General features: G+C 59.3%; 26 protein-coding genes and 1 pseudogene. 20 read left to right on the top strand and 7 right to left on the bottom strand.

Annotated elements, in window-relative coordinates; translation table 11 throughout:
* Positions 1-420, top strand: coding sequence for a hypothetical protein (locus tag AFK24_RS25875; protein ID WP_240500450.1), 420 nt, complete (start codon positions 1-3; stop codon positions 418-420).
* 81 nt (positions 421-501) lie between these two features.
* Here the strand turns inward: AFK24_RS25875 and AFK24_RS25870 are convergent, their stop codons facing one another.
* Entirely contained in the window at positions 502-720 is a 219-nt protein-coding gene (locus tag AFK24_RS25870; protein ID WP_065835931.1) for a Nif11-like leader peptide family natural product precursor, read from the bottom strand.
* A gap of 535 nt (positions 721-1,255) precedes the next feature.
* Here AFK24_RS25870 and AFK24_RS25865 point away from each other — a divergent pair.
* On the top strand, positions 1,256-2,032 hold the full coding sequence (locus AFK24_RS25865) for a phytanoyl-CoA dioxygenase family protein (protein ID WP_065835930.1): 777 nt from the start codon (positions 1,256-1,258) through the stop codon (positions 2,030-2,032).
* On the opposite strand, the gene AFK24_RS25860 is transcribed toward AFK24_RS25865, so the two are convergent.
* Positions 1,999-3,237, bottom strand: coding sequence for an MFS transporter (locus AFK24_RS25860; RefSeq protein WP_065835929.1), 1,239 nt, complete (start codon positions 3,235-3,237; stop codon positions 1,999-2,001). The two genes, AFK24_RS25865 and AFK24_RS25860, sit on opposite strands and share 34 nt — an antisense overlap.
* Positions 3,238-3,554: 317 nt before the next feature.
* Between AFK24_RS25860 and AFK24_RS25855 the strand changes: the two genes are divergently transcribed.
* From AFK24_RS25855 to AFK24_RS25805, 11 genes are all read left to right on the top strand, one after another.
* Positions 3,555-3,878, top strand: a complete 324-nt coding sequence (locus AFK24_RS25855; protein WP_065835928.1) for a HesB/IscA family protein — start codon at positions 3,555-3,557, stop codon at positions 3,876-3,878.
* Between the two features lie 61 nt (positions 3,879-3,939).
* Complete coding sequence (gene nifU / locus AFK24_RS25850) at positions 3,940-4,923, top strand: Fe-S cluster assembly protein NifU (protein WP_065835927.1); 984 nt, start codon at positions 3,940-3,942, stop codon at positions 4,921-4,923.
* On the top strand, positions 4,920-6,128 hold the full coding sequence (gene nifS, locus AFK24_RS25845) for a cysteine desulfurase NifS (protein WP_065835926.1): 1,209 nt from the start codon (positions 4,920-4,922) through the stop codon (positions 6,126-6,128). Before nifU ends, nifS begins: the two co-directional genes overlap by 4 nt.
* A gap of 60 nt (positions 6,129-6,188) precedes the next feature.
* A complete protein-coding gene (gene nifV / locus AFK24_RS25840) occupies positions 6,189-7,337 on the top strand; it encodes a homocitrate synthase (protein ID WP_065835925.1) in 1,149 nt (382 codons plus the stop codon).
* A complete protein-coding gene (gene cysE / locus AFK24_RS25835; RefSeq protein WP_065835924.1) occupies positions 7,334-8,128 on the top strand; it encodes a serine O-acetyltransferase in 795 nt (264 codons plus the stop codon). The genes nifV and cysE overlap by 4 nt, the downstream gene beginning before the upstream one ends.
* Before the next feature lie 11 nt (positions 8,129-8,139).
* Complete coding sequence (locus AFK24_RS25830) at positions 8,140-8,679, top strand: hypothetical protein (RefSeq protein WP_065835923.1); 540 nt, start codon at positions 8,140-8,142, stop codon at positions 8,677-8,679.
* Entirely contained in the window at positions 8,676-9,020 is a 345-nt protein-coding gene (nifW, locus tag AFK24_RS25825; protein WP_065835922.1) for a nitrogenase-stabilizing/protective protein NifW, read from the top strand. Before AFK24_RS25830 ends, nifW begins: the two co-directional genes overlap by 4 nt.
* A 197-nt stretch (positions 9,021-9,217) precedes the next feature.
* Complete coding sequence (locus AFK24_RS25820) at positions 9,218-9,685, top strand: nitrogen fixation protein NifZ (protein WP_065835921.1); 468 nt, start codon at positions 9,218-9,220, stop codon at positions 9,683-9,685.
* The gene (gene nifM, locus AFK24_RS25815) at positions 9,678-10,565 is read left to right on the top strand and encodes a nitrogen fixation protein NifM (RefSeq protein WP_065835920.1); all 888 of its coding nucleotides are present in this window, start codon (positions 9,678-9,680) and stop codon (positions 10,563-10,565) included. Before AFK24_RS25820 ends, nifM begins: the two co-directional genes overlap by 8 nt.
* Positions 10,558-11,889, top strand: a complete 1,332-nt coding sequence (gene clpX / locus AFK24_RS25810; protein ID WP_080482307.1) for an ATP-dependent Clp protease ATP-binding subunit ClpX — start codon at positions 10,558-10,560, stop codon at positions 11,887-11,889. The genes nifM and clpX overlap by 8 nt, the downstream gene beginning before the upstream one ends.
* A 221-nt stretch (positions 11,890-12,110) precedes the next feature.
* On the top strand, positions 12,111-12,653 hold the full coding sequence (locus tag AFK24_RS25805) for a flavodoxin (RefSeq protein WP_065835919.1): 543 nt from the start codon (positions 12,111-12,113) through the stop codon (positions 12,651-12,653).
* A 108-nt stretch (positions 12,654-12,761) separates the two neighbouring features.
* Here the strand turns inward: AFK24_RS25805 and AFK24_RS25800 are convergent, their stop codons facing one another.
* Entirely contained in the window at positions 12,762-13,193 is a 432-nt protein-coding gene (locus AFK24_RS25800) for a TOBE domain-containing protein (RefSeq protein ID WP_065835918.1), read from the bottom strand.
* A gap of 182 nt (positions 13,194-13,375) precedes the next feature.
* Between AFK24_RS25800 and AFK24_RS25795 the strand changes: the two genes are divergently transcribed.
* From AFK24_RS25795 to modC, 4 genes are read left to right on the top strand one after another with little or no spacing between them, the layout of a single operon-like run.
* Positions 13,376-14,203: a TOBE domain-containing protein gene (locus tag AFK24_RS25795; protein WP_065835917.1), complete on the top strand. Its 828-nt coding sequence runs from the start codon at positions 13,376-13,378 to the stop codon at positions 14,201-14,203.
* A gap of 23 nt (positions 14,204-14,226) precedes the next feature.
* Positions 14,227-14,979 carry a molybdate ABC transporter substrate-binding protein gene (gene modA, locus AFK24_RS25790; protein WP_065835916.1) on the top strand — a complete coding sequence of 251 codons (753 nt, stop codon included), beginning with the start codon at positions 14,227-14,229 and terminating at the stop codon, positions 14,977-14,979.
* A 12-nt stretch (positions 14,980-14,991) separates the two neighbouring features.
* Complete coding sequence (gene modB, locus AFK24_RS25785; protein ID WP_065835915.1) at positions 14,992-15,687, top strand: molybdate ABC transporter permease subunit; 696 nt, start codon at positions 14,992-14,994, stop codon at positions 15,685-15,687.
* A gap of 2 nt (positions 15,688-15,689) precedes the next feature.
* Entirely contained in the window at positions 15,690-16,790 is a 1,101-nt protein-coding gene (modC, locus tag AFK24_RS25780) for a molybdenum ABC transporter ATP-binding protein (protein WP_065835914.1), read from the top strand.
* Here modC and AFK24_RS30270 read toward each other — a convergent pair.
* The 3 genes from AFK24_RS30270 to AFK24_RS25765 all read right to left on the bottom strand — a co-directional run bounded on the left by AFK24_RS30270 (position 16,761) and on the right by AFK24_RS25765 (position 19,071).
* Complete coding sequence (locus AFK24_RS30270) at positions 16,761-17,090, bottom strand: hypothetical protein (protein ID WP_080482306.1); 330 nt, start codon at positions 17,088-17,090, stop codon at positions 16,761-16,763. The genes modC and AFK24_RS30270 overlap by 30 nt on opposite strands.
* 22 nt (positions 17,091-17,112) lie before the next feature.
* A complete protein-coding gene (locus tag AFK24_RS25770) occupies positions 17,113-17,802 on the bottom strand; it encodes a hypothetical protein (RefSeq protein WP_065836005.1) in 690 nt (229 codons plus the stop codon).
* Positions 17,803-18,087: 285 nt separating this feature from the next.
* A complete protein-coding gene (locus tag AFK24_RS25765) occupies positions 18,088-19,071 on the bottom strand; it encodes an aldo/keto reductase (RefSeq protein ID WP_170826396.1) in 984 nt (327 codons plus the stop codon).
* A 388-nt stretch (positions 19,072-19,459) separates the two neighbouring features.
* Between AFK24_RS25765 and AFK24_RS25760 the strand changes: the two genes are divergently transcribed.
* Positions 19,460-20,440 carry an AraC family transcriptional regulator gene (locus AFK24_RS25760; protein WP_065835911.1) on the top strand — a complete coding sequence of 327 codons (981 nt, stop codon included), beginning with the start codon at positions 19,460-19,462 and terminating at the stop codon, positions 20,438-20,440.
* A gap of 404 nt (positions 20,441-20,844) precedes the next feature.
* Here the strand turns inward: AFK24_RS25760 and AFK24_RS31705 are convergent.
* Positions 20,845-21,054 (bottom strand): annotated as a pseudogene (locus AFK24_RS31705) (ATP-binding cassette domain-containing protein); the annotation flags it as partial.
* A 427-nt stretch (positions 21,055-21,481) separates the two neighbouring features.
* Between AFK24_RS31705 and AFK24_RS25750 the strand changes: the two are divergent.
* Positions 21,482-22,582, top strand: a complete 1,101-nt coding sequence (locus AFK24_RS25750) for an ABC transporter substrate-binding protein (protein ID WP_139110573.1) — start codon at positions 21,482-21,484, stop codon at positions 22,580-22,582.
* Between the two features lie 24 nt (positions 22,583-22,606).
* The gene (locus tag AFK24_RS25745; protein WP_065836004.1) at positions 22,607-26,329 is read left to right on the top strand and encodes an ATP-binding protein; all 3,723 of its coding nucleotides are present in this window, start codon (positions 22,607-22,609) and stop codon (positions 26,327-26,329) included.
* Positions 26,330-26,344 lie beyond the last annotated feature (15 nt).

The following is a 26,344-nucleotide window of genomic DNA, read 5'->3' as shown; positions in this document are numbered from 1 at the left end:
ATGAGCCACGAACATCCTTTGAATTGGCGTATGTTGCTGTGTCACAAGCATCCGGTCAGTGCGCGTCTGCACTTTCTCATCCCGCAGCGCGAGGGCGTGGTGTTGCCGCTGCCTTTGCCGCCCCTTGCCGTATTTGCCGAAGGCGTACCGGACAACCCGGTACAGACCCATCCCGCCAGTGCCTTGCGCCACCTGCAACAGGATCTTGGCATTACCCAGGCCCTTGAACTGGTCAGCGAGTTTCAGGTCAGTCTGGAAGTCCCGCGCATGCTCATGCCGATCTACCTCGCCGCGCTGACCGGCTACGATCTATGCCCGGCACCTACCGGTACCTGCTGGATCGAGCTGACGAAAAGCATCGGTATGCCCTGGCTTGATCGCGAACTGCTGCGTCGGGCCTATGAGGTGCTGATCGGGTAGTGTTGGCCGTGAATCATCAGCTCAACCTGGACAGACTTCCGTGCAGTCTGTGGACTCCATCCAGGCTGGCAGTGGTTGTTCTCAGACGCGCAGCAGCGCCTTGCCCAGCTTGAGGGAGAGCTGGTCTTCGGTGAACTGCGGCTCGTTAGGCGGATAGAGCTCAACTTCGTCGATGGCGAAGCCGTGCTCTTTGCCCAGCGCAATCATCTCGCGAACCTTCTCACAGGTTTTCAACTTTTCGGCCAGATCCTGATCCGCTTTGGCGTGTTCGGAAAACGCTTTTATTTCCTTGATGGACATTACTGTTCTCTCTGTTGCGGTTGACGGAGTGCAAGGTAAAACGGCGCCTTGCAGTAGTCTCTTTGCAACATTGATGCCTCACAGTGGTCCTGTTAAATCAATGGGTTACGTGAAAATCATTGTCGTATTGTCGACAATCTAACAAAGCCCGATACGACAACCGACAGCCAGGGAAGCCAGCCCTGACCTACGTCTGTGCTTGATCCATCGACGACATAAAATCCTGATGACGAACGACATGCTCAAGCCAGCCCCCCCGCAGCGATAAAACAAAAGCACTTTGTAGGTATGCAGACAATTGCGTCTGTTCGTTATGGTGTTATGTATATAAATAAACAATCATGCCCTTAAATATCGGCTCAATACCCATGAATCATTGATCATGTCGGACTGGCATGAGAAGTGCCTGTCGAATATATCTGTATACGGTCTTATATAGATTGGCCGCTGGAACAGGTTTAAGTGAAAGTGCTTGTATTTATCTGAATGATAATTATTCTCAGTAAATGGATTCTGCCAGCCGAGGTAAACGATCATGCTTCACTCCCTATCCTCTTCAGCGCCGCCCCTGGACAGTTTTGCCTTCGCTCGCGATGGCTTTCTGTTGCTGCGCGATTGTTTGTCACCGACGCTGATCGATCAACAGGCCGCCGCCGTGGCGACTTACCTATTGCGCAGCGACCCGATTCGCAAGTCTGGCGCCCGTGCCCATCCGGAAATCCTTCGCCGTCGCCAAGCCTACGAGTGCCGCACCAGCGGCGTGATGACGCTGGTGCACCACGAGCGTTTGCTCGCGACGCTGCATATGCTGGCGGGCGAGCGCAGTTACCCGGTTGGCATCGGTTCGCCGGAAAGCACCCAGGAGTTGCGCACTTGTCATGCTTGCCAGGCCAATGGCGGCAGCCCGCACATAACCGCCTGGATTGCCCTGCGGCCGATTACTCTGGAGGCCGGTTTGAGTGTCTTGCCGGGTAGCCACACCGACAACCGGCAATGCCTGGAACGCCTGCTGGCCGAAGACCCGGAGCTGGCCGGGACTCTGCAACAGATGCGCGAAGAGGGCGCCAGCCTGGAGCAATGGCAAGCACTCGAAAGTCGCCTGTTGGAAGGCATGCACACCCGACAAACCCAGGCGTCGGGTCAAGGTCTGCGCTTGCTGGCGCTGAACAAGGGCGACGTGCTGATTCAGCAGCAGGGCTTGCTGGTCAATGCCCAACGGCTCGACAGCCGCAGTTGTCTGGTGGTGCGTTACAGCGCTACACAGCTGCACCTTAATCACTATTTCAGCGACAGCGGTTCGCTGGTGGGCTGAGCCGGGCATATGCCCGGTTTCGGTAGCCAGCGCAACAACAGTGCCGAGAGGATCAGCATGCCCAGCCCGGCAATGGCGAACGCCGCTGGCACCGATAGCTGGGCCGCCAGGCCACCGGCCAGCAAGCTACCTAACGGCATACTGCCGACGTAAGCCATGCCATGTAAGGCCATCACCCGGCCGCGCAACGCATCCGTCACCAGGCTCTGCAACAGAATGCCGCTGGACGTGACGCAGGCGACCAGACCGGCACCGGCGGCCACCATCAACGGCCAGGCCAGCCACAGGTGCCGATTGCAGGCGAAGCCCAGGCAACTGAGGCCGAACAGCAACGCGCCGCCCGCCATGAAGGTTTCCAGCCGCCACTGATTGCGTCGCGAGGCCAGCAGCAGGGTTGCCAGCAGCGCACCGAGCCCGGAAGTGCCGAGCAATTGGCCAAGCCCGGCGGGATCGAGTGCGAAAATATCCCGTGCATAAACCGGCAACAGCGCCATAAAGGGCGCCAGACACAGGCTGCTGATCCCGGCCGCGAGTAAAAGCCAGCGCGCCGGATGCGTATCGCGCAGCCAGCGTAACGCTTGATCGAGTCCGGCCCGCGCATGGGGATTCACCAGCGCAGGCATGACCGGCATTTGCCGCAGACTGTAGAGCGCGGCCAGATAACTCAGGGCGTTCAGGGCAAAGCACAACGCCGCGCCATAGTGCGTGAACAGCAGCCCGGCCATGGGTGGGCCGATCAGCCGGGCGGCATTGAACGACAGCGAGTTCAGGGCCAGCGCATTGTCGCGCAGGTCGCGGTTGCCGATCAGGGCGCCGAGCAGGGCCTGACGCACCGGCATTTCCAGGGCATTCAACAGGCCCGTCCCCAAGGATGCGGCCAGCAGCAGGCCGACTCTCGGTTCAGCGCTGAGGCTCGACAGCGCCAGGCCGCTGGCCAGCAGTAAGCCAAGCACCTGACAGGCCAGCAGTAAAGGGCGCCGCGGATGCCGGTCGGCCAGCACGCCCGCATAAGGGCCCAACAAGAGCAGCGGCAGTTGGCCGAGCGCGACCACCAGCGCCAGGGTCCAGGCCGATCCGCTCTGCGCGTAGGTCAGCCAGGACAGCACAATTTGCTGAGTCCAGTTGCCGATCTGGGAAATACCCTGACCGATGAAGTAGCAGCGATAGCCTGCGTGGCCAAGCGCGCGAAAGGTATGACGGAGCATGGCTGACCCTGGCAAAGGACGGTTCGACCTCGATTGCAACATCGACTGCAAAGTGCGCGCCAGAGACTAGAAAAGGCTGTGCCACGCGGGCTCGCGCCGAGCCTTGCGCTGGACTGCGCCGTGGACCTCCTGGATTTGTCACGAAGCCTACATGAAGGGTCGGTGGTCTTGTTCGCTACAGCCCGATATCCATCTTGATATTTTTCATCTCATTGATATCTAACCGATTATTCGTTATTCCCCGGCGTGGCACCGGCTTTGCACTTGCTGTTTCGTGAGATTGGCCCAAGAGCAACGCAAGCCGAGGAGATACGCGAATGATCACTATGACAGACAGCGCAATGGCCGCCGTCAGCCGCTTCATCAGCAGCAACGCCAAGCCGGTCGCCGGACTGCGCATCCGTGTCGAAGGCGGGGGTTGCTCGGGGTTGAAATACAGTTTGAAGCTTGAAGAGAACGTCAGCGCCGAGGACCAGAAGGTCGACTGCGGTGGTATTACCCTGCTCATCGACGAAGCCAGCAGCACATTGCTTGGCGGGGTGACCATGGACTTCATCGAGGGCATGGAAGGTAGTGGTTTTACCTTCGTTAACCCGAACGCCAGCAGCAGCTGCGGCTGCGGAAAATCCTTCGCCTGCTAGGCGCCCCTGAGGCCGTCGGCGGTGCCGGCACAGCCCAGGACTCACCGGGAGATTAGCCGTTATGTGGGACTATTCGGAAAAAGTCAAAGAGCACTTCTACAACCCGAAAAATGCGGGCGCGGTGGTTGAATCCAACGCGGTTGGCGATGTCGGCTCGCTCAGTTGCGGTGACGCCTTGCGCTTGTCGCTCAAGGTCGACCCCAAGACTGACGTGATTCTCGACGCCGGTTTTCAAACCTTTGGTTGTGGCTCGGCCATCGCGTCCTCGTCGGCACTGACTGAAATGGTCAAGGGGCTCACGCTCGACGATGCGCTGAAGATCAGCAACCAGGACATCGCCGATTACCTCGACGGCCTGCCGCCAGAAAAAATGCATTGTTCGGTGATGGGCCGTGAAGCGCTGCGCGCGGCGGTGTCCAACTACCGTGGCGAGGCGCTGGAAGACGACCACGAAGAAGGCGCGCTGATCTGCAAGTGCTTTGCGGTGGATGAGGTGATGGTGCGCGAAACCATCCGCGCCAACCACCTGTCCAGCGTCGAGGACGTGACCAACTACACCAAGGCAGGCGGCGGCTGCTCGTCTTGCCATGAAGGCATCGAGCGCATCCTCAGTGAAGAACTGACAGCGCGTGGCGAGTCCTTCGTGGCGGCACCGACCAAGGCCAAGCAGCGTAAGAAAACCCAACTGGTTACCCTCGATGACGCAACGTTTTCGCCTGCCGCAGCGGCGTCACAGGCCGAACCCGTGGTCACCAAGACCAGCGTGCCGGACGCGGGCAAGATGACCAATTTGCAGCGCATCCGCCGTATCGAGAGAGTGCTGGAATCCATCCGGCCGACCTTGCAGCGTGATCATGGCGATGTCGAATTGCTGGATGTGGACGGCAAGAACGTCTACGTCAAGTTGACCGGCGCCTGCACCGGTTGCCAGTTGGCCAGCACTACCCTGAGCGGTATCCAACAGCGGCTGATCGAGGAACTCGGTGAGTTCGTCAAAGTTATTCCGGTCAGCGCTACGACCGCAAATGGCGGGGGTGTGAGATGAACGATATCTATCTGGACAACAATGCGACGACCCGTGTGGATGATGAAGTGGTGCAGGCGATGCTGCCGTACTTCACCGAACAGTTCGGCAACCCTTCTTCGATGCACAGCTTCGGCAATCGCGTCGGCCTTGCGTTGAAGCAGGCCCGGCAGAGCGTGCAAAAGTTGCTCGGCGCCGAGCACGATTCGGAAATCATCTTCACTTCGTGCGGCACTGAGTCCGATTCGACCGCCATTCTCTCGGCGATCAGGGCTCAGCCGGAACGCAAGACCATCATCACCACCACGGTTGAACACCCGGCAATTCTCAGCCTGTGCGACCAGCTCGTCACCGAGGGCTACACGGTCCACAAGCTCAAGGTCGACAAGCGCGGACGCCTGAACCTGGACGAGTACGCCAGCCTGTTGAGCGACGATGTGGCGGTGGTCTCGGTGATGTGGGCCAATAACGAGACGGGCACGCTGTTCCCCGTTGAAGAGATGGCGCTGATGGCCGATGAGGCCGGGGTGATGTTCCATACCGATGCGGTGCAGGCGGTTGGCAAGGTGCCGCTGGACTTGCAGCATTCGGCGATTCACATGCTCTCGCTGTCTGGCCACAAGCTGCATGCGCCCAAGGGTGTCGGCGTGCTTTATTTGCGGCGCGGCACACGCTTCCGTCCGCTGCTGCGCGGCGGGCATCAGGAACGCGGTCGCCGTGCGGGCACCGAAAACGCCGCCTCCATCGTTGGCATGGGCGTGGCTGCCGAGCGCGCCTTGCAGTTCATGGCCCACGAGAATACCGAGGTCAAGCGCCTGCGTGACAAGCTCGAAGCCGGCATCCTGGCCGTGGTGCCCTATGCCTTCGTCACCGGCGACCCGAGCAACCGTCTGCCGAACACGGCGAACATCGCTTTCGAGTTCATCGAGGGCGAGGCCATTCTCTTGCTGCTGAACAAAGTCGGCATCGCCGCTTCCAGCGGTTCGGCCTGCACTTCAGGTTCGCTGGAGCCTTCCCACGTCATGCGCGCCATGGACATTCCCTACACAGCCGCCCATGGCACCGTGCGCTTCTCGCTGTCGCGCTACACCACCGAAGCGGAAATCGAGCATGTGATTCGCGAGATGCCGCCAATCGTGGCCCGGCTGCGTGCGTTGTCGCCGTATTGGAGCGGTAACGGCCCGGCGCAGGAAGCTGATCAAGGTTTCGCCCCGGTCTACGCCTGACCCAGACCAGGTCAATCCAGACCGGGTCAATCCATAACGGCCCGTGGGTCGGAGGATGTTATGAGCAGCGTGATCATAGATGACACCACATTGCGCGACGGCGAGCAGAGTGCCGGCGTGGCCTTCAATGCTGAAGAGAAGATCGCCATCGCTGTTGCCCTGGCCCGTATCGGTGTGCCGGAGCTGGAGATTGGCATTCCGAGCATGGGTGAGGAGGAGCGCGAAGTCATGCGCGCCATCGCCGGGCTGGGTCTGTCGGCGCGCTTGCTGGCGTGGTGCCGACTGTGCGACACCGATTTGCAGGCTGCTCTGGCCAGCGGTGTGGGCATGGTCGATCTGTCGTTGCCGGTGTCCGATCTGATGCTGCAACATAAACTCGCCCGCGACCGTACCTGGGCCCTTGATGAGGTGGTGCGGCTGGTCGGCGAGGCCCGCGAGGCCGGGCTGGAAGTCTGCCTGGGATGCGAAGACGCTTCGCGGGCCGATCCGGAATTCATTATCAGGGTCGCTGAGGCGGCCCAGATAGCCGGGGCCCGACGCCTGCGCTTTGCCGATACGGTCGGGGTGATGGAACCCTTCGCCATGTACGAGCGCTTCAGCTTTCTGCATCAGCGCCTGGACATGGAACTGGAGGTACACGCCCACGACGACTTTGGTCTGGCCACCGCCAACACCCTGGCCGCCGTCAAGGGTGGGGCAACGCACATCAACACCACGGTCAACGGATTGGGCGAGCGGGCGGGCAACGCGGCGCTGGAGGAATGCGCCATGGCACTGGAGCAGTTGCACGGCATCGATACGGGTATCGACATGCTGGGTCTTGGGGCGATTTCCGCACTGGTGGAACAAGCCTCGGGGCGCAAGGTGGCCTGGCAGAAGAGTGTGGTTGGCGCCGGGGTGTTCACTCACGAAGCGGGTATTCACGTCGACGGGCTGCTCAAGCATCGCAGCAACTATGAGGGCCTGAACCCGGACCGGCTTGGCCGTAGTCACAGTCTGGTGCTCGGCAAGCATTCGGGCACGCGCATGGTTGAGTCCAGTTATCTGGCCTTGGGCATCGAGTTGAATGCCGGGCAGAGCAATATGCTGCTCGGGTGCATTCGCGCCTTTTCTACCCGGACCAAGCGCAGCCCGCTGACCAGCGATCTGTATGCCTTGTATCGCCAGGTCTGCGAAGACGGCGCGCTGCTGTTTGGGGGATTGAAGTGAGCCTGCTCAGCGAGTGGCGCGAGGATCTGGCTTGCGTCTTTCAGCGCGACCCGGCAGCGCGCTCGACGCTGGAAGTGCTCACTACTTATCCAGGGCTGCACGCGATCATGCTTTATCGCATCGGCCATCGCCTGTGGCTGGGTGAGTGGCGCTATCTGGCCCGGCTGTTGTCGTTTTTCGCACGGCTGATCAGCAATGTGGATATCCATCCGGGGGCGCATATCGGCTCGCGTTTCTTCATCGACCATGGCGCGGGTGTGGTGATCGGTGAAACCGCCGAGATAGGCCAAGACGTGACGCTTTACCACGGCGTCACGTTGGGCGGCACCAGTTGGCGCAAGGGCAAGCGTCACCCGACCTTGGGCGACGGCGTGCTGGTCGGCGCCGGGGCGAAAATCCTCGGGCCGATCAGCATCGGCAATAACGCCCGGGTGGGTGCCAATTCGGTGGTGGTCGAGGATGTGCCCGATGGCTGCACGGTGGTGGGCATTCCCGGCAAGGTGGTTCGCCTGCGTGAAGCCGGACGGCTCAACCCGTATGGCATCGACCTCGACCATCATTTGATCCCCGACCCGGTAGGCAAGGCCATTGCCTGTCTGCTGGAACGCATCGACAGCCTGGAACGCAAAGTCGAGGCCGGTGGGTTGCTGGCGCCAGGTACTCAGGAGCAGTTTTACCAGCGTTGTGAACCGGACAACGAGGTCTGTGAAAGCGACTGCCCTGGCGCCGCCGTTGCGCTGGCCAAGGTCTCGGTTGGCCGACGCGTGACTGTCAGCCCGCTGGCCGAGTGAGGACTGCGCCCATGGACCTGCAAGATTTTGATGGCGACGGGCTTTACTTCGACGAGCCGCAAAGCGCTGAAGTTGCCGACTGCCTGAAGGCTGCCGCCGAGCAATACAGCGAGGGTTCGGGCGAGCAGCCGTTGTTGCGTGCGCAGGCGCTGGCACCGCACGACCTTAACGTGCTGGTCGGGCTGTACCGTTTTTATTACTACCAGCACCGTTATCAGGATGCCTTGGGTATCGCCGCACGGGTCATGGCCTGCGTTGGCCCGCGGCTGGCATTGCCGGCGCTGTGGCGCGACATTCAGCCTGCGCATCTGGTCACGGCGGCGCAGCACGGCATTGGCTTGTTGCGCTTCTACCTGCTGGCGCTCAAGGGTGCCGGTTACCTGTGCCTGCGCCTGGGCCATTTCGAGCACGGTAAAGCGATGCTCACCAAGGTTGTCGAGCTGGACGCCGAAAACCGCCTCGGTGCCCGGTTACTGCTTGAGGTGCTGGAGGCGCGCAATGCTCAGATCATCCCCTTTCCCACTGCGGCCACCGCGGAGATACGACCATGACCCAAGCCTTTGATGCAGCTGCCGGACTGACCCTCGATGAGGCGATGGAGGAGTTGGTCTCTGCCGAGGATTTCCTCGATTTGTTCGACGTGCCCTACGAGCAGAAAATCGTACACGTCAATCGCTTGCACATCATGCAGCGTTACCACGACTACCTGAGCAAGGCCGGTGAGCTGGACCACCACGAGGATAACGTGCGGCTGGCCGTTTACCGCCAGTTGCTTGGCCGCGCTTATGAGGACTTCGTGGCGTCCGATGCGCAGACCGAAAAAGTATTCAAGGTGTTCCGCATGAATGAGCCGCAGACGACTTTCGTCTCCATTGATCAATTGCTGGGGTGAACCTAGTGGCCTGTGTGGCTAATTCTGTTAGTCAACTTCGGCGCCACACGCCCCTATCCTGCGTTGCTGTTCCTCGCCATAGCGGGCTATGACTCGTCACAGTGCCTTGGCTAGGGACGTGCGGCATCCGAATTTGAGATAACGAATTAACCGTACAGGCCACTAGTGTCCTGTATTGGAAATAGGAGGAGAGCATCATGAGCCTTCCGCTATTTGAGTATGGCGACGAAGTCCGCCTGATCCGCAATGTGCGCAACGACGGCACCTATCCGGGGCTGGACACCGGCACGCTGTTGATCCGCCGCGGCGCGGTGGGCTGTGTCTACGATGTGGGCACCTACTTGCAGGACCAGTTGATCTACCGCGTGCACTTTCTTGGTGACGGAAAAATGATCGGTTGCCGTGAAGAGGAATTGATCCTGGCATCGGTCCCGTGGGTTCCAAACCTGTTCGAGTACCGCGACTCGGTGGTTACGCGCTGTGCCTTGTCGTTGCGCGGCGAGGTGGTGATCGAGGCCGGGCGCGGCGGCAACATCGAGAAAGTCCTGCGCGACCTGCCGCAGGGCATCCAGTACCACGTGCATTTTGGCAATGGCTATGTCTTGCAAGTACCCGAGCAGAGCCTGGCGATGGCTGAATCGCCAGTGGAGGTTAGCGATGAGTAGTCATCACCGGCAATTGTCTTCCGGGCAAAGCCGCTATCAGTTGCTGAAGGTCGCTCACGAGCACTTCGGTTGCCCGCCCGCCGCGCTGAGCAACGAGCAATTGCTTGAAGCCGAGCGCATTGTCAGCCGTCAGATACAGATCGAAGAGGCGGTGCTGCACAGCGCCGAGGCGCTCGGCGTGATGATCCCGCCGGGGCAAATCGATGATGCTTGGGCACGTATCGCCAGCCGCTACGACGACCCCGAAGCGCTGCGTCTGGAACTCTTCGACAGTGCGCTGGACGAGGCGCGTATTCGCCCGCTGCTGGCCCGTGAACTAAAGGTCGAGACGGTGCTGGATCGGGTGTGCAAAGACCTGACGGAAATCGGCGACGTCGAAGTCAGCCTTTACTATTTCAACCATCTGGAACAGTTCATGCGGCCTGCCTCGCGTCAGGCCCGGCACATTCTCATCACCATCAACCCGGAGTTCGCAGAAAACACCCGGGAGGCCGCTTTGGCGCGGGTCGAGTCCATTGCCAGGCGCTTGTACGGCAAGCCGGGGCGTTTCGCCGAGCAGGCTCTGAAACATTCCGAATGCCCGACCTCGTTGCAAGGCGGGCAACTGGGCAATGTCAGGCCGGGGGTTCTTTATCCGGAGCTGGAGGCCAGTCTGTTCGCCCTGGAGGTGGGGCGCATCAGTGCGCCGGTGGAGTCGCCGCTGGGTTTTCATTTGTTGTTCTGTGAGTCGATCCAGCCATCCATGTGCGCGCCCCTGGACGCCGTTTTGCCGCACCTGCGTGAAAAACTCCGGGATCGTCAGCGCAAGGCTCATCAACGGCAATGGCTGGAGCAGCTGTTGCAACACCACCCATCAATGGAGAGCCGCTCCCATGGCTGATACTCAGAAACCCTGCTGCTCGTTCTGCGGCGCGGAAAAAAGCTCCACGGTGCCCTTGATCGCCGGTAACGAAGGGCGGATCTGTGAGGCGTGCGTCACCCTGGCCCATCAGGTGGTGAACAGTTGGGGGCAGCGCCGCAAACACCAACAATTGGTGCCCAAACTCAGTACGCCCGCCGCCTACAAGGAACACCTGGACGGCTCGGTGATCGGCCAGGAAACGGCCAAGGAAACCCTTGCTGTGGCGGTGTATAACCACTACCTGCGCTTGCTCAACAGTGACCGTGAGCCGGTCTGTCAGCTGGGCGACCGGGTCGAACTGGAGAAATCCAATATCCTGATGGCTGGCCCGTCCGGCACCGGCAAGACCCTGCTGGTGCGCACCCTGGCGCGCACGCTTGGGGTGCCCTTCGCCACCGCCGACGCCACCACGCTGACCCAAGCCGGGTATGTCGGCGACGATGTCGACAGCATCATTGCCCGCTTGCTCGAAGCCGCTAACGGTGACGTGCAGCAGGCGCAATGGGGCATCGTCTACATCGACGAGGTGGACAAGCTGGCGCGGCGCAGCGGTGGCGGTACGGCGGTGCGTGATATTTCCGGGGAGGGCGTGCAACAAGCCCTGCTGAAAATGATTGAGGGCAGCGAAGTCCGCATCGGCAAGGCAGGGCGGCGCAGCGAGCAGGGCGAAGAGCAGGTGGTCGATACGCGCAATATTCTGTTTATCGCCGGGGGAGCATTCGCGGGCCTGGAGCAATTGATCAGCAGCCGTATCCAGCCCAAGACCAGCAGCATCGGTTTTCATGCGCCGCCGCGTTGGCAGCAACCCTCGGTCAACGAGTTGCTGGCCTCGCTACTCCCGGACGACCTGCACGAATACGGTCTGATTCCTGAGTTTATCGGGCGCTTTCCGATCATTACCTTTCTTCAGGAACTGGACCACGACACGTTACTGCGCATCCTCACCGAACCGCGTAATTCGCTGATCAAACAGTACCAGCAGTTATTCGCTTATCAGGGCGTGAGCCTGGATTTCACCCCCGAGGCATTGAGCTTCATTGCCGATCAGGCACTGCAACGCAAGACCGGCGCTCGGGGCCTGCGTGCCGTACTGGAAGCCGCGCTGCAACCGACCATGTTCAGCATGCCGTCGCGCCCCGAACTGAGTGGCTGCACCCTGGAGCTTTATCAAGGCGATACCGAGGGCGGCGACTGTTTGCGTGTAGCAGAGCGGCTGGCGGAGGAAGACGAAGCGATGCCTCAAGCGCGTCAATCGGTCGGGGAGGCCAGCCCTGAGCCGGTGCGCTTGAGCGTTGATGTTTGAATGTCGCAAAGCCGACAGAGCCTACCGTCGCGTGCGAAGCGCCACGTCGGTTTTGCGACATGCGCTCTAAAAGCTTATAAAACGTCATTAAGTATCAGTTGGTTATGTCGATAGATCGAGTGTCCGGCATGGCCCGTTTCGTGCTCTTGTCTTGGTGAGCCGGGCTTTGAAGAGTGCCGGAACGCTTTCTTATTTATGCAGCAGCCAGAGGTGAGTGAACTATGGCCAGAATTGGAATCTTCTTCGGCACCAACACGGGCAAATCCCGCAAGGTCGCCAAAATCATCAAAAAGCGTTTCGATGACGAGACCATGGCAGACCCGCTGAATGTTAATCGCACCACGCCCGAAAACTTCGCCAGTTACTCGCACTTGATCCTCGGTACACCGACCTTGGGCGATGGTTTGTTGCCGGGCCTGTCCGCCGATTGCGAGACCGAAAGCTGGGAAGAATTCCTGCCCAAACTGGCAGGGCTGGACTTCTCCGGCAAGACCATCGCGCTGTACGGGTTGGGTGATCAAGTCGGCTACGGCGATGAGTTCCTCGACGCGATGATCGTCCTGCACAGCTTCTTTGCCGGGCTGGGTGCCAAACTGGTCGGTGCGTGGCCAACCGAAGGTTATGAGTTCGAGCACTCTGAGTCGGTGGTCGATGGGAAGTTCGTTGGCCTGGCGCTGGATCTGGACAATCAGAGTGGTCTCACGGAGGAGCGTCTGGATGTCTGGTTGAAGTCGATTTCGGCGGACTTTGGTCTGGCGCTGTAACCTGGCGTCTAATTCGGTATCTGGTTTGAAAGTCGTACGATTGATGGGCTCTTTCTTTTGAAAGGGCCCATCGGCTCACAGCCTTGTCAAAGACCTGATCTGGAAAAATCAGGTCTTCTTGCGGCCCAAAATGATATGCGAGGCCTTGATCACTGCCGTCGCTTGCACACCGGGCGCTATCCCGAGCTCAGCCACCGCCTCACGAGTAACGATAGCGGTGATTTGCGCACCACCCGCCAAACGCAGCGTCACCTCGCTATTTACCGCCCCGGCTTCTACCGACTCCACGGTGCCCGGTAGCTGATTGCGCGCGGACAGTTGGAAGTTGCTGGCATCGGTCATCAGCATGACCCAAGGTGCCTTGATCAATGCAACCACTTCGACATCGGTCGCCAGTTGCAGCTCGCGCACACTGTCCATGGTTACTACGGCGACCAACTGGTCGCCGTTGCCCAGGTCAATATCCACCACTGCGTTAACTGCACCAGGATGGCACTGTGAAATCTTTCCCCACAAACGATTACGCGCGCTGATTTGCATGTTGATTCTCCGCGGATGTCGGCTTCGCGACACGTTGTAGTGTTTGCTACATAGAAAACCCGGATAGGGACTCCTGTCCGGTCGCTATTACTGTAGGAAAGGCTTTGATATAGGCACAACCATAGCGCCTTCATAATTGGCACGTTTATCGCTATGTATCGACGTATACAGATGGAGCCAATATGACCAATACCCCGCAGCGCTTCATCGGTCACTTCTCGCTTGAAGGCGCGGTTGGCGTTTCACTCTCCGAAATACGTATTCGTCTGCTCGAACAGATCGGCGTGTGTGGTTCTATCAGCCAGGCGGCCAAAGCGGTGCCGCTGTCCTACAAGGCGGCATGGGATGCGATAGATGCAATGAACAACATGGCGGCGCAACCCTTGGTGGTCCGGGTTACGGGTGGCCGGCAGGGCGGCGGCACTCAGCTTACCGACTACGGGCGCAGCATTGCCGCCATGTACCGGGCGTTGGAACTCGAATATCAGGTTGCGCTCGACCGGCTCAGCGTACGTCTGGGAGACGTGGGAGACGTGGGAGGAGCCGATATTCATGACTTTCAAAGCCTTATGCACCGACTTTCGATGAAGACCAGCGCACGCAACCAATTCTCTGGGCCTATTGCCGGTCTACGCGATGGGGGCGTGGACTACGAAGTGCGCCTGCGTCTAGATGCGCAGAGCGAGCTGATTTCAGTCATCACTAAAGCCAGTGCGGAGAATCTCGCGCTGGCCATTGGCAAGGAGGTTTTCGCTTTCGTCAAATCCTCATCGGTGCTGCTCTGCACTGACCGCGACTTGCGTCTTACCGCACGCAACCAGTTATGGGGCGAGATCGTCGAGATTCAACAGGGCTCGGTGAACGATCAAGTCAGCCTGCTGTTGCCGTCCGGGCGCAGTGTTACCGCGGTTATCACTCACGACAGCTACGACATCATGGGCTTGGCAGTGGGGCAGCAGGCGTGCGCTCTGTTCAAGGCTTCCAGCGTTATCCTCGCCGTATACGATTGATCACGACTCAAGGAGTTTTAAATATGAAAGTCCGTTCCAGTCTGCTTGTCTGCATTGGCTTCGTGTTGATCTCGACCCTGGTGCAGGCCGAGCAAGTGCAGGTGGCCGTGGCTGCCAACTTCACCGAGCCGATGCGCAAGATTGCCGAGCAATTCGAGAACGACACCGGCAACCAGGCGGTTTTGATCTTTGGCGCTACCGGCAAGTTCTATACCCAGATCACAGAGGGTGCGCCTTTTGAGGTGTTTCTTGCCGCTGATGACACCACTCCTGCCAGGCTGGAAAGCGAGAAGGCGGGTGTCCAGGGCAGTCGATTCACCTATGCCATCGGCAAGCTGGTGCTGTGGTCGGCCACGCCCGGCTATGTTGACGCCAAGGGGGAGGTGCTGAAGAAAGGCGACTTCAAGCATTTGTCCATTGCCAACCCAAAAGCCGCGCCCTACGGCGCCGCTGCCATGCAAACACTGGATAAGCTTGGCCTGACCCAGCAAGTCGAAAGCAAGATCGTCACCGGTGAAAGTATCTCCCAGGCCTACCAGTTCATTGCTACCGGGAACTCCGAGCTTGGTTTCGTTGCGCTGTCCCAGGTAACCGAGAACGGCAAGCTGGTCAGCGGTTCGGACTGGCTGGTGCCGGACGATCTCTATAAACCCATCCGACAGGACGCGCAAATCCTGACCAAGGGCGAGAGCAACCCGGCAGCCAAGGCATTGATCGACTACCTCAAGGGGCCCAAGGCTACAGCGATCATCCGCTCGTATGGCTACACGCTCTAGTGTTCGGGTGTCCTGGTCTTTAAGGAGCTTCTATTGCTCTCTGCATTCGATCTTGACGCAGTCTGGTTGACCATCAAACTGGCCAGTCTCACCACGCTTATCCTATTGGTTATTGGCACGCCGATCGCTTGGTGGTTGGCCATTACTCGTTCGCGCCTGCGCGCAGTGATAGGTGCCATGGTTGCGTTACCGTTGGTGCTGCCGCCCTCGGTGCTTGGCTTTTACTTGTTGATTGGTCTCGGCCCGCACGGCCCGCTGGGCGCGCTGACTCAAAAACTCGGTTTGGGCCTGTTGCCTTTTACCTTCGCTGGGCTGGTATTTGGATCTACCTTGTATTCCATGCCTTTCGTCGTACAACCGTTGCAACAAGCGTTCGAGGCTATTGGCAAGCGCTCGCTGGAGGTCGCCGCGACGCTACGTGCATCACCTCTGGATACGTTTTTCACCGTGGTCGTGCCGCTGGCGCGTCCTGGCTTTATCACAGCAGCGATCCTCGGTTTCGCCCACACCGTTGGCGAGTTCGGTGTGGTACTGATGATCGGTGGCAATATCCCACAGCGTACACGTGTGGTGTCGGTACAGATCTACGATCACGTCGAAGCGATGGAATATGCCCAGGCGCATTGGCTGGCAGGGGGCATGCTGGTTTTTGCCTTTCTGGTGTTGTTTGCCCTTTATACCTTTAACGCCCGCCTGCGGATGATGTGAATATGACCGATCTTGCACTTTCGCCCTGCGGCATTGATCTGCGTTTGGATCACGGTTGGGGTGATTTCCATCTGCAGGTCAAAGTACGTCTGTCCGCCAGTGGGGTCACGGCGATCTTCGGTCAATCCGGGTCGGGCAAGACCACCTTGCTGCGTTGTATTGCTGGACTGGAGCGGGATAAGAGCGGCTACGTCGAAGTCGCTGGTGAATGCTGGCAGGATGAGGCGCGCAGGTTCTTTCTGCCACCTGATCGACGGCCGTTGGGTTACGTGTTTCAGGAGGCTAGCCTGTTTGCGCATCTGGATGTGCGCCAGAATCTGGAATACGGCCAGCGGCGTATAGCGCCTAATGAACGTCGCGTCTCACTGGAGCGGGCAGTGGAGTTGCTCGGCATTGGTCACCTGCTCAAACGCTCGACACAACACCTGTCCGGTGGTGAACGTCAGCGGGTAGCGATTGCCCGCGCGCTGGCTACCAGCCCGCGCCTGCTATTGCTCGATGAGCCGTTGGCAGCCCTGGATCAAGGGCGCAAACAGGAAGTGCTGCCTTACCTGGGACGGTTGCACAGTGAACTCGGTATCCCAATGCTTTACGTGAGTCACTCGTTGGCGGAAGTCAGCCGCCTGGCCGATCACATGCTTTACCTGGAAAATGGCCAGCTGCGCGCCGTCGGACCGCTTAACCAGCTATTGACCCGTGCCGATCTGCCCTTGGCTCATCTGAATGAAGCTGAAACTGCGCTGGAAGGTGTGCTCGAATCGCATGACGAAACCTTCCGCCTGAGCCGGGTGCGCGTGCCCGGTGGTTTGCTGGTCTTGCCGTTGAGCGAACTGCCATTGGGCCAACGCGTGCGCGTCAGCATCCAGGCCCGTGATGTCGCCCTGGCGCTGGAAAAACCGCAACGCAGCAGCATCCTCAATATGCTGCAAGGCGAAGTACTGGACTTTATCGATGACCTGCAGAGTGCGCAAACACTGGTGCGCATCAACTTGGACGGCGCTGTGATGCTTTCACGCATAACTCGCCGCTCGGCAGTGGACCTTGAGCTAAGCACAGGCATGCCGGTGTATGCGCTAGTCAAGGCTGTGGCGTTGATGAATTAAGTGCTCATCGTTGACGGTGACGATGGTTTTTCCTTCAGCGTTGATCTTCCATGAATAACCTTCATTCTCACCCTCTTTGATCAGCGCATCAAATAGGATTGCGCAGCGTTCTATCAATGACGAGGAGATCATTGAATTCAAGACATACCGCCGTTGGATGTTGCGCTTGGCGATATTCGCCGGTTGGGAGTTGACGGGTGAGTGGAGGAGGTTGGAAGTAACCGTCCGCTCATCCACCTTCCTGATAGCAACGCTTAAGGCGAAGGTATCCACCTGATTTAAGTGAGCAGTTACAAGCAATGTCCAGGATCTTTATTGTTTTTTAACTCGGAGGGCTGAGCGAAGGAGGTTTTCTTACTGCCGCTGTAGAGTTTAACCAGAGCAGAATTGCGGCGAGAGAGGCGGCTACTATCAGCGTAAGCCACATGATGACCAACAGGGTGAATGTGACACTGTTGTTTAACTCCCGAAAAATGCCGAAGGCAAAAGCTGTGTACCAACACACACCCGAAATTGCACCTGATGCGAGAAATAAGGCAGCTCTGCTGTGGGAGACTCCAAAGAGCAGGGGGCGGCTCAAGTCGCGTAGTGCTGCTGGCAACACAAACGCGTGGATGATTATTCCATTGATGGTCAGGACGATCACCACAATTACCTTCGCCCAGAGTTTAGGGTTTTCAAACTTTTCCGGCGACTCCATCGCGTAAAGGGCAAGGAAACCAAGGCCCGAAAGCCACAGCAGGCATAGTCCAATAGTGACCGCGTCGCTGATGAAGCGAAAGGTGCGTCCGATTTCAACCGGGAGGCTACCCCTGCGCATCCAACGCAAAATCCACAGGTCTAGCATCGTCGCCCCACCAAGACCGAAGCACATACCGAGCAGGTGTAGACCTACAAGGAGTGTCAGAACCTTTAGCTGTGGGAGTGGATCAGGCAATGGAACACTAAGTGCAAGTGTGTCTGCGAGTAATTGACCACTGCTGGAGAGCGCAAGTAGGCCGCCGAAAATCATGAGGGGCGCTCGTATCTTCATTTATTACGATCTCAGGCTAGTGTTCTTATTTGGATGCGTGCGCAGTTTAATTGCTGGAGAATAATGCCTTTAAACGCTCAACGTTATGGATGTAAGTGATTGCCGCGATAGGAAGTTAGAGCTTGCTCCGGCAAAACGCTAATAAAGCGGCTGCTATCTGCATCGTTGCTGCAAACAGCAGGATAAGTTAGAAACCAGCCACGGGATAAATGAGGCTGGCGACGATAACTTTACATCAGCAGATAGCGCGGGCGTGGACACTCTTCAGGAAGGGACCGGTGCTTGAGCATCAATCAAACTCTGACTCTTGAGCTCCTCCCAGAACCCTGCCGGAATACCAACTTTCATAGCTTGTACATTGGAAACTATCTGCCCTGTCGAACGCGCCCCCGAAATGATCGCGGACACTTGCGGATGTGCCGCTGCGAACTGCAAGGCGGCAGTATGGATGTCGATGCCATACCAGCTGGCAACCGCCATGATTTGCCCGCGCTTTTCTACCGCACCGGCAGGTAGATCCAGGCTGAAGTTATATCGGCTGCGCCCTCCCAGAAATCCATCATTCAGTGGTGTTCCAACCACGACGCTGGTGCCCTTCTTTTTCAATGCCGGAAAGGTGTTGCGCAACGCATCGCCGTGGTCAAAGAGGGAATACTGACAGGCAAGCAACACGATATCGGGAGTCGGGTCATCACTGGCCAATGCGTGAACCACAGCATTCGGCGTATTGACTCCGAAGCCCCATGCCTTGATGAGCCCCTCATCACGCATCTTTTCAAGCTCAACCATCGCCCCTGTGCGCGCAATTCGATACGCCGCTTCCCATCCGCCTTCCAGTTCGGTGTTATCTGGCGATATGTCATGAATGAAAACGATATCGATACGCGGTAGCCCCAGTCGCTGCAGGCTGTCTTCCACGGAACGACGCGCTCCTGCTGCGGTGTAGTCATATCGGTAGTTGAAGGGCGCTGGTGACTTCCAGATGGCATGGTCCGCGCGCGCGCCCCCAGCGGCAGTCAATACGCGGCCCACCTTGGTGGAGACCACATAGTCATCTGGATCCTTGCCCCGCAGAAATCGGCCTAGACGATATTCACTCAAGCCAAATCCGTAGAACGGCGACGTGTCGTAAAGCCTTACACCCGACCCCCAAGCAGCCTGCAGAACCATAGCCGCCTGCTCGTCGCTGATCGGAGCAAAGATATTGCCGATCTGCGTCCCGCCCATACCAAAGCGTTGAGGCGTCATGTATCTCATGGTATGCGAGGGCAAATTGAGGGGCAGGTCTGCGCGCACTAGCCGACCTTCAGTGCGCATCACGCTCCCGCGCTCTGTCAGCGAAGAGGGCGCTGCGGCGTCCGCTGCCGAACGTGCGACACTCGATGCTGGCAGCCAGGCGGCAGCAACAGCACCAGCCGCCGAATAGGCAAGAAAATTTCGTCTGTCCATCCCACTTTCCTTTCGCGACTCAGGTTTCACGGGCTCATCGAAGCCGGTATTCGTAATACAAATTAGAGCAACCAGGCTTAGCCAAGTGACCCTAATTCGCCGTATTTTGTGCACAATCCTGCCGATACGCTTGTGCTAGACACACATTCTCAGCAGACTCGAATATTCCGTTAACAGGATGCATGTGATGACGAGCGCTTCCCTCTCGCAGTTCGGTTTCAGCCATATGCCATCCCTTAGCGTGCGCGAGCCCGCTCAGCCCAACGAGCGCCTCCAGGCACTCAGACGGCTTATCGAAAAAGTCACCGTGCAGATTGGGTTGAACGAGGTTTGCACAACGTCGATTCCAGGCTTGACCTTTTATCGATTAGCCGAGCTAGGTACGCCCGCGTACTGCATTTATGAGCCTTGCGTGGCCATCATTCTGCAGGGCGCGAAGGAGATCACGTTCGGCGAGGAGCCCTGTGGGTTCGCACAAGGGGCGTTTTTCGTCACTTCGGTCGATATACCGACACTGGCTCGCGTTACTGCGGCTAACGAGCAAACCCCTTATTTATCAGTTGTGTTGAAGCTCGATTTTTCCATGCTCAATGAGGTGATCCTGACCCTGGAACCGCCAAAGCTGGAACTGGCTACTGAGCCGCGGGGCTTCGTATCCGGTGTGGCGACGAGTGAGATGCTCGATGCGTTCGCTCGACTCTCCACGCTGATCGAACGGCCGCTTGAAGCAGGCTTGATGTCGGGCCTTATCAAGCGCGAGATATGCGTTAGGCTGCTGCTCAGTGAAGCGGGGCATTTGTTGCGCAGCGTCACTCGCGATGGTTACAGAGACAAGGGCGTCGTGAGAGCCGTTGAATGGCTAAAATATCACTACGATAAACCGTTGCAAGTGGCCGACCTCGCCGAACGATCAGGAATGGCCAGCTCTACGCTGCATCACCGCTTTCGCAAGCTGACAGGCACCAGCCCCATTCAGTATCAAAAATCGCTACGGCTGCAAGCCGCGCGTAGCCTTATGTTGACCGAGCGGGTAGACGTGAACACCGCCGCGTTGCGGGTCGGCTATGAAAGCGTCGCCCAGTTCAGTCGCGAATATGCCCGACGTTTCGGAGCCCCACCCTCGAGAGACATCAAGCACGCACGGGAAAATGGTGGGCGGCTCGACTAGCCGCACCACGCGTGATGCGAGTATGTAAGACGACGTTGAGAAACAATCAGTCCCCTCGTCCATTACCTCGCCCTTGAGCATTTTTAGGCCGATAGCGTTTCGATAGGTCAACCGGGAATTGCATCTGGGCTTGACCAGGAACACATCAACCCAGCATGCCTACGAATGACCGGAGACCCTTAGCGAATTCTTTAGGCTCTCCGGGAGGAAGGTGCCTTGGCCTCGATGTTCACCTTCATGGGCAATCCCTACGATGAAATCTCAGAAATCATAGCAAGGGTTGGCGAAATCGCTTTTACCTACTCTGGGCAAAAGCGGACACACGGTCCGGTGGTGACTCCAATAACGCAGGCGTTCTTCCATTGAATCCCTATGCCTGGAGCGCGCTGGCGCATTTCTTTGACGATCATGATCGATAGCCGCGCCTGGATGGCGACTTCGACTTCCGAATCCAGGGCGCTGGTAGCCTCGTCAAGTAGCAGGATCGGGGCGTTCTTGAGCCTCGCTCCGGAAATCGCGACACGCTGGCGCCAGTCGCCCGAAAGCTTGATGCCGGGCTCGCCCACCCAGGTGTCGTAGCCGGTGTGACGTTGTGGGTCGCTCAGCTGGCTGAAATCCTCCATGGCCGCGCGCGAAGAGGGCACTTTGATACTATGCTCATTGCCACTGCAGGCAATGTACTGGTTTCAATGGTCGGCCGCCAAGGAAAGGAGGGTGTATGTGTCTGGTCCTTCATGCCCGGTTCTATTGGAACGACCGAATGAGCAGTCTGGTAACACGTGTCCATCGGGGCATGTTGATCATTGGGCGACACATCTTCAGTTCGTGAGAATTTCCGCAAGACTCTCGGTCTGGCCGCGTATGCCCAAGCCTTAGCACGCGCCATACAGGGAGATGCTCAATGCCTGCGCCAAACATCACATGGTCGACGATCTCCAATCTGCAGGCCGACTGCTCCAACCAGACCAGGCCGTTGATCCAGGCTGTCGGCAGGTGCAGGTGGATTGCTGTTGGTAAATCCCAAGCACGATGGAGAACAGCATGAACACTAAACCGATCCACAAAATCTTGTGGCGCTTCGCCGGCTGCGTGACCGGGCTGGCGATGGTTGCTGCCAATCCAGCCCAGGCTGCCGCCGGCGGCATCGCCGGCGATCCTACCGCAAGTCATAGCATTGCCTTCAGCAACTCCTACGCGGGCAGCGATTTCCGCAAGGTGATGGTGCGCAACTGGCAAGAGATTGCGGTCCAGGCGCAAAAGGATGGCTTGATCCGGGAGGCCCCGGTGGTCAGCGCCAATAACTCGGCGTCGGAACAAGCGGCCCATATCCAGGACATGATCGTCAACGGCGTCAACGCCATCGTCATCCTGGCCGCGTCCGACACGGCCCTCAACGGGGTGATCCGCGATGCCTGCAACGCTGGTATTGTGGTGGTGGTCATGGCCAGCCTGGTCACCGAACGCTGCGCCTATACCGTGGACTACAATTGGTCCGCCATGGGCCGCGTGGAAATGGATTATGTCGCCGAGCGTCTCAAGGGGAACGGAACGCTGCTAGAGATCCGCGGCATCGCTGGCGATGCCACCGATAAAAACATCAGCGACGGCATTCGCAAGGCCGCCAGCGACTATCCGGGCCTGAGGTTCGTCAAGACCGTGTACGGGAACTGGACGGCTTCCGTCGCCCGCAAGGAGGTGGCGCTGGCGCTGCCGTCTCTGCCCAGCATTGATGCCGTCGCTACTCAGGGGGGCGACGGTTATGGAGCGGCCATGGCGTTCAAGGCGGCGGGACGCCCTTTGCCGATCATCGTGATGGGGAACCGTCAAGACGAACTCGCCCTGTGGAAACAGGAACGCGATGCCAATGGCTACGAGACCGTCTCGGTCTCCGCCTCCCCGAGCGTCTCCCAGGTGGGTTTCTGGGTGGCCCAGCAGATTCTGGCGGGCAAGCAGGTGCCGAAGTTCGTCGAGGTGCCGCTGGTACGCATCGATGCGAAAGACCTGGACGCCTGGCTCGCCACTATGCCCGTGGGCGGCGCCGCCAATCCTTTCTACAGCCAGGCTTCCGTTGCGGCGATGATCGACGCGGCCATCAACAACACGGCGCCGCCGGCGCCGTTGCCGGAGGTTATGAAGCAGTAGCGGCGGGCGGGGATGCGAGGCGCCATGTTGACATTCAAACCAGTCAGGGACAGGCCCATTGCCGTCAAAATTGGCCTGGCGGTCGCCGCACTGGTGTTCCTGATGCTGGCGGTATCGCTAGTGAACCTCTACGGCCTGCGAGGCATGGTACGTGCAGTGGATTCTGCCAGCCATTCCGCAGAAATTCTGGCGTCGGTCAACGGGGCCACCGGGCGGGTGGAAAACTTCATCGCCACCCGCGACCAGGAAAGCCTGTTCCAGGCCGAAGGCATGGTGGCGACGGCTATCGCCGGCCTCACCGCCATTCCGGCGGCTGAGGCGGAATCGCTCAAGGGCAGTCTGGAGAGGCTCGCCGCGGCAATCGACGCCTTGCGGGCGGCGACCCTTACCATGGATGGCGAAACGGAGAACATGACAGCCCACTACGGCCGGATGCGAGAGGCGACGATCCTCGTCGAACAGGGCATCGCCGATGGGCTGAAGGGGCTTGATTCCCGCGCCGTTGACCACAAGGCGCGGGTGAGCAACATTGAAAGCGCCCATCGCATCCTGGATATCCTCCGCAACGGCGAACGGATCATCACCGCCAATGTGGCCAAGATGCTGGTGACCGGCGATGGGGCGGCCGCCACTGCAGCGCGGAACGCCTGCGCGGCACTCCCACCCGTGGTCGAGCAATTGCGTGAGGTGATGAGGACGCCGCAGGAGGGAGAGATTCTGGACCTGTTGGCGACGGCGGTCGCTGCTGCCAGCCTGGCGGTCGAGCACCTTGGCGAGGCGCCCAAACACCGGGGAGGTGAGGCTTTGCGGCATCTCGCCGCCGTCGGGGATGTGGCCGAGCGCCTCGAGGCGATGTTGGATGAAGTGGACGAGCACGTTGCCCGTGACGCAAACGACATTCAGGCAGCAACCGGTTTGCTGAACAATGCAGCCGCGTTGTCCAAGCGTTTCGCCGAGCGCGTTGCCACTTTGGAGGCACAGACCTTGTCGTTTCGCCTGTCACCGTCGGCCGAGGTCGCCGGCTTTGTCGGCGCCATCCTGGACGAGCTCTCCCGTCTCGCGCGCGTTCTCCCTTCGACCGTGGGGCTGCAAGCCAAGGCTACGCCCTTGACTGTCAACGATCAGATTGCCGGCTACCGGGCGGCATTCGCCAGGTTCCATCAGGCGAGCAACTCATTGAGCGGCGCGCGCGACCAAGTTCGCAACGAGGCACGGAGCGCCGGCCTGTTGGTTGCACGCTTCGCTGGCGAAGCGCGCTCCGACGCCTTGGTCCACAATGATCGCGGCATGCTTGCGACGGTGGTCGCGGGTGCCGTCGCCATCCTGCTAGCCGGCGCCATCGCCTGGAGCACGTCGCGGTTTATCGCGCAGCCCATCGTGGCCCTGGCATCGGTCATGCGCCGGCTTGCGGCCGGCGACCTGAACGCCGAGATCGCCAGCGCTGGACGTGGCGACGAGATTGGGATCATGACCCGCGCGGTACGGGTGTTCCAGGAGAACGCCCTGCGCATCCGGGTGCTGGAGGCCGAGGCCGAAGCCGAACGACAGCAAGTCCAGGCCTCTTTGGAAAGAATGGTCGCCGAACGGACCGACACGCTGCACCAGCAGACCGAGGTGCTTGAGGCGCAGGCCGTCGAACTCATTCAGGCGCGCAACCAGGCCGAGACGGCTAACCAGGCAAAGAGCGATTTCGTTGCCACGGTCAGCCACGAACTGCGCACCCCTCTGACCCTCATTCTCGCCCCCCTGGAGCAGCTCTCGGCGGCGGCCATCCCGCCGGCGGACTGGCGTGTGCAAATCGACCGCGCCCAACGCAACGCGCTACGCTTGATGAACCGGGTGAACGACATCCTCGATTTCTCCAAGGCCGAAGCGGGCAAGTTTGAGCTGTGTCCGGCGCCAATTGACTTGAACAAGGCGGTTGGTGTGCTGGCCGAGGATGCCGCCATGGTGGCCAAGGGCAAAGGCTGCACTTTAACCTGCAGCATCGATCCCGCGCTCGGCACGGTTTTCCTGGACCCCCGACACTTCGAGAAAATTCTTCTCAACCTGGTGAGCAATGCCATCAAGTTCACGCCCGCTGGCGGCACCGTGCACCTGGCAGTAACTCCGCTTGATGGCGAGCGATTTGAACTCGCGGTGCAAGACTCGGGGATTGGCATTGCGCCAGACAAACTACCGCTGCTGTTCCAGCGTTTTTCCCAGATCGACAATTCCGCCACGCGCCACTACAGCGGCACAGGCATCGGTCTCGCCTTGGTCAAGGATCTGGTCGAACTGATGGGGGGCGAAGTCGGCGTCAACAGTGAGCCCGGACGGGGGTCGTGCTTCTTTGTTCGACTTCCGCTGGGGGCTGAGCAAAACACCTTGCCGACCGAAGCCAGCAATATGCACGAGCAATCGTCACCGAGCACAACGAGCACGACCGAGCAGCGCCACCTGCGTTTCGACGACGGCCGCCATGGCAGTCGCAACGACCGAGCTTCGACGGAAGGCGCAGACGACGGGCAGCCCCCGGAACACGCCTTGCAGTCCAGGGTGCTGGTGGTAGACGACAGCCCGGAAATGCTTAGCTACCTCAGCGAACTTTTGCACAACGACTACATCGTCGCCACCGCAGCTGATGGAGAGCAGGCCTGGGCACTCCTGCAGCGTCGACCAATCGATGTCGTCGTCTCGGATGTGATGATGCCGGAGCTCGACGGCTTTGGCCTGACAGCCAGAATCAAAGCCAGCGCCGGTTTCGCCCATTTACCCGTGATCCTGTTGACCGCCCGCGGCGGCAGCGAGGCCTGCGTCTCCGGGCTGGAGAGTGGCGCCGATGACTATATCGCCAAACCCTTCTCGCCGCTGGAGCTCAAGGCTCGCGTACGCGCGGCGATACGCATGAGCCAGGTGCAAACCGAACTGCATGCAAAATCCCGTCAGGCGGGCATGGCCGAAATCGCCAGTACTGTTCTGCATAACGTCGGCAACGTCCTCAACAGCGTGAACGTATCGGCAGAACTGGTCAGCAACCAGATGCGCACCTCCAAAGCCCAGGGGCTGGGCAAGGTGGTTCAGCTGATGAACGAACACGTCAATGATCTGAGCGATTTTCTCACCACCGACCACAAAGGAAAGATGCTGCCCGGCTACCTGCTCAAGCTGGCGGAGGTGGTGACGGCAGAGCAACAGGGCATCATCGAAGAACTCGAGCGACTCACCAAGGGCATTGACCACATCAAAACCATCGTCGCTGCCCAGCAGTCCTATGCCGTTACCGTCAGTGTCGTCGAAACAGTGCCGGTCTCAGAGTTAATCGATGATGCCTTACGCATGAGTGCCGGATCACTGGCACGCCAGGAGGTGACGGTGGTCAGGGAAATTGCCGACTTGCCCCTGCTGTCGCTGGACCGGCACCGGGTGCTGCTGATTCTGGTGAACCTGATCAGCAACGCCAGGCAGGCGTTGGACGGCGTGGTCGATCGCAGCCCGTGCATCACGTTCGGCGCCTTCCTCGCTGACGGATCAGTACTGCGTATTACGGTGGCCGACAACGGCAATGGGATTGCGCCAGAGCACATGGCGAGTATCTTTACGCATGGCTTCACTACTCGCAAAGACGGTCACGGTTTCGGCCTGCACAGCTGCGCGCTAGCCGCGCAGGAAATGGGTGGCAGCTTGACCGTGCAAAGCGACGGGGCTGGACAGGGCGCAACCTTCACCCTCGATATCCCTCTTGATGCTCCGCAGAATAAGCGATGAACACCGAACCGGCGC

Origin of the sequence: Pseudomonas syringae (genome assembly GCF_001698815.1) — a bacterium.
Taxonomy (GTDB): Bacteria; Pseudomonadota; Gammaproteobacteria; order Pseudomonadales; family Pseudomonadaceae; genus Aquipseudomonas; species Aquipseudomonas syringae_A.
The sequence above is the reverse complement of the archived record's forward strand: the minus strand, read 5'-3'. Positions and strand labels throughout refer to the sequence as shown.

Coding starts and splice junctions, on each gene's coding strand:
- AFK24_RS25875 (WP_240500450.1), top strand. CDS start 1: ATGAGCCACGAACATCCTTTGAATTGGCGTATGTTGCTGTGTCACAAG.
- AFK24_RS25870 (WP_065835931.1), bottom strand. CDS start 720: ATGTCCATCAAGGAAATAAAAGCGTTTTCCGAACACGCCAAAGCGGAT.
- AFK24_RS25865 (WP_065835930.1), top strand. CDS start 1,256: ATGCTTCACTCCCTATCCTCTTCAGCGCCGCCCCTGGACAGTTTTGCC.
- AFK24_RS25860 (WP_065835929.1), bottom strand. CDS start 3,237: ATGCTCCGTCATACCTTTCGCGCGCTTGGCCACGCAGGCTATCGCTGC.
- AFK24_RS25855 (WP_065835928.1), top strand. CDS start 3,555: ATGATCACTATGACAGACAGCGCAATGGCCGCCGTCAGCCGCTTCATC.
- nifU (WP_065835927.1), top strand. CDS start 3,940: ATGTGGGACTATTCGGAAAAAGTCAAAGAGCACTTCTACAACCCGAAA.
- nifS (WP_065835926.1), top strand. CDS start 4,920: ATGAACGATATCTATCTGGACAACAATGCGACGACCCGTGTGGATGAT.
- nifV (WP_065835925.1), top strand. CDS start 6,189: ATGAGCAGCGTGATCATAGATGACACCACATTGCGCGACGGCGAGCAG.
- AFK24_RS25830 (WP_065835923.1), top strand. CDS start 8,140: ATGGACCTGCAAGATTTTGATGGCGACGGGCTTTACTTCGACGAGCCG.
- nifW (WP_065835922.1), top strand. CDS start 8,676: ATGACCCAAGCCTTTGATGCAGCTGCCGGACTGACCCTCGATGAGGCG.
- AFK24_RS25820 (WP_065835921.1), top strand. CDS start 9,218: ATGAGCCTTCCGCTATTTGAGTATGGCGACGAAGTCCGCCTGATCCGC.
- nifM (WP_065835920.1), top strand. CDS start 9,678: ATGAGTAGTCATCACCGGCAATTGTCTTCCGGGCAAAGCCGCTATCAG.
- clpX (WP_080482307.1), top strand. CDS start 10,558: ATGGCTGATACTCAGAAACCCTGCTGCTCGTTCTGCGGCGCGGAAAAA.
- AFK24_RS25805 (WP_065835919.1), top strand. CDS start 12,111: ATGGCCAGAATTGGAATCTTCTTCGGCACCAACACGGGCAAATCCCGC.
- AFK24_RS25800 (WP_065835918.1), bottom strand. CDS start 13,193: ATGCAAATCAGCGCGCGTAATCGTTTGTGGGGAAAGATTTCACAGTGC.
- AFK24_RS25795 (WP_065835917.1), top strand. CDS start 13,376: ATGACCAATACCCCGCAGCGCTTCATCGGTCACTTCTCGCTTGAAGGC.
- modA (WP_065835916.1), top strand. CDS start 14,227: ATGAAAGTCCGTTCCAGTCTGCTTGTCTGCATTGGCTTCGTGTTGATC.
- modC (WP_065835914.1), top strand. CDS start 15,690: ATGACCGATCTTGCACTTTCGCCCTGCGGCATTGATCTGCGTTTGGAT.
- AFK24_RS25770 (WP_065836005.1), bottom strand. CDS start 17,802: ATGATTTTCGGCGGCCTACTTGCGCTCTCCAGCAGTGGTCAATTACTC.
- AFK24_RS25765 (WP_170826396.1), bottom strand. CDS start 19,071: ATGACGCCTCAACGCTTTGGTATGGGCGGGACGCAGATCGGCAATATC.
- AFK24_RS25760 (WP_065835911.1), top strand. CDS start 19,460: ATGACGAGCGCTTCCCTCTCGCAGTTCGGTTTCAGCCATATGCCATCC.
- AFK24_RS25750 (WP_139110573.1), top strand. CDS start 21,482: ATGAACACTAAACCGATCCACAAAATCTTGTGGCGCTTCGCCGGCTGC.
- AFK24_RS25745 (WP_065836004.1), top strand. CDS start 22,607: ATGTTGACATTCAAACCAGTCAGGGACAGGCCCATTGCCGTCAAAATT.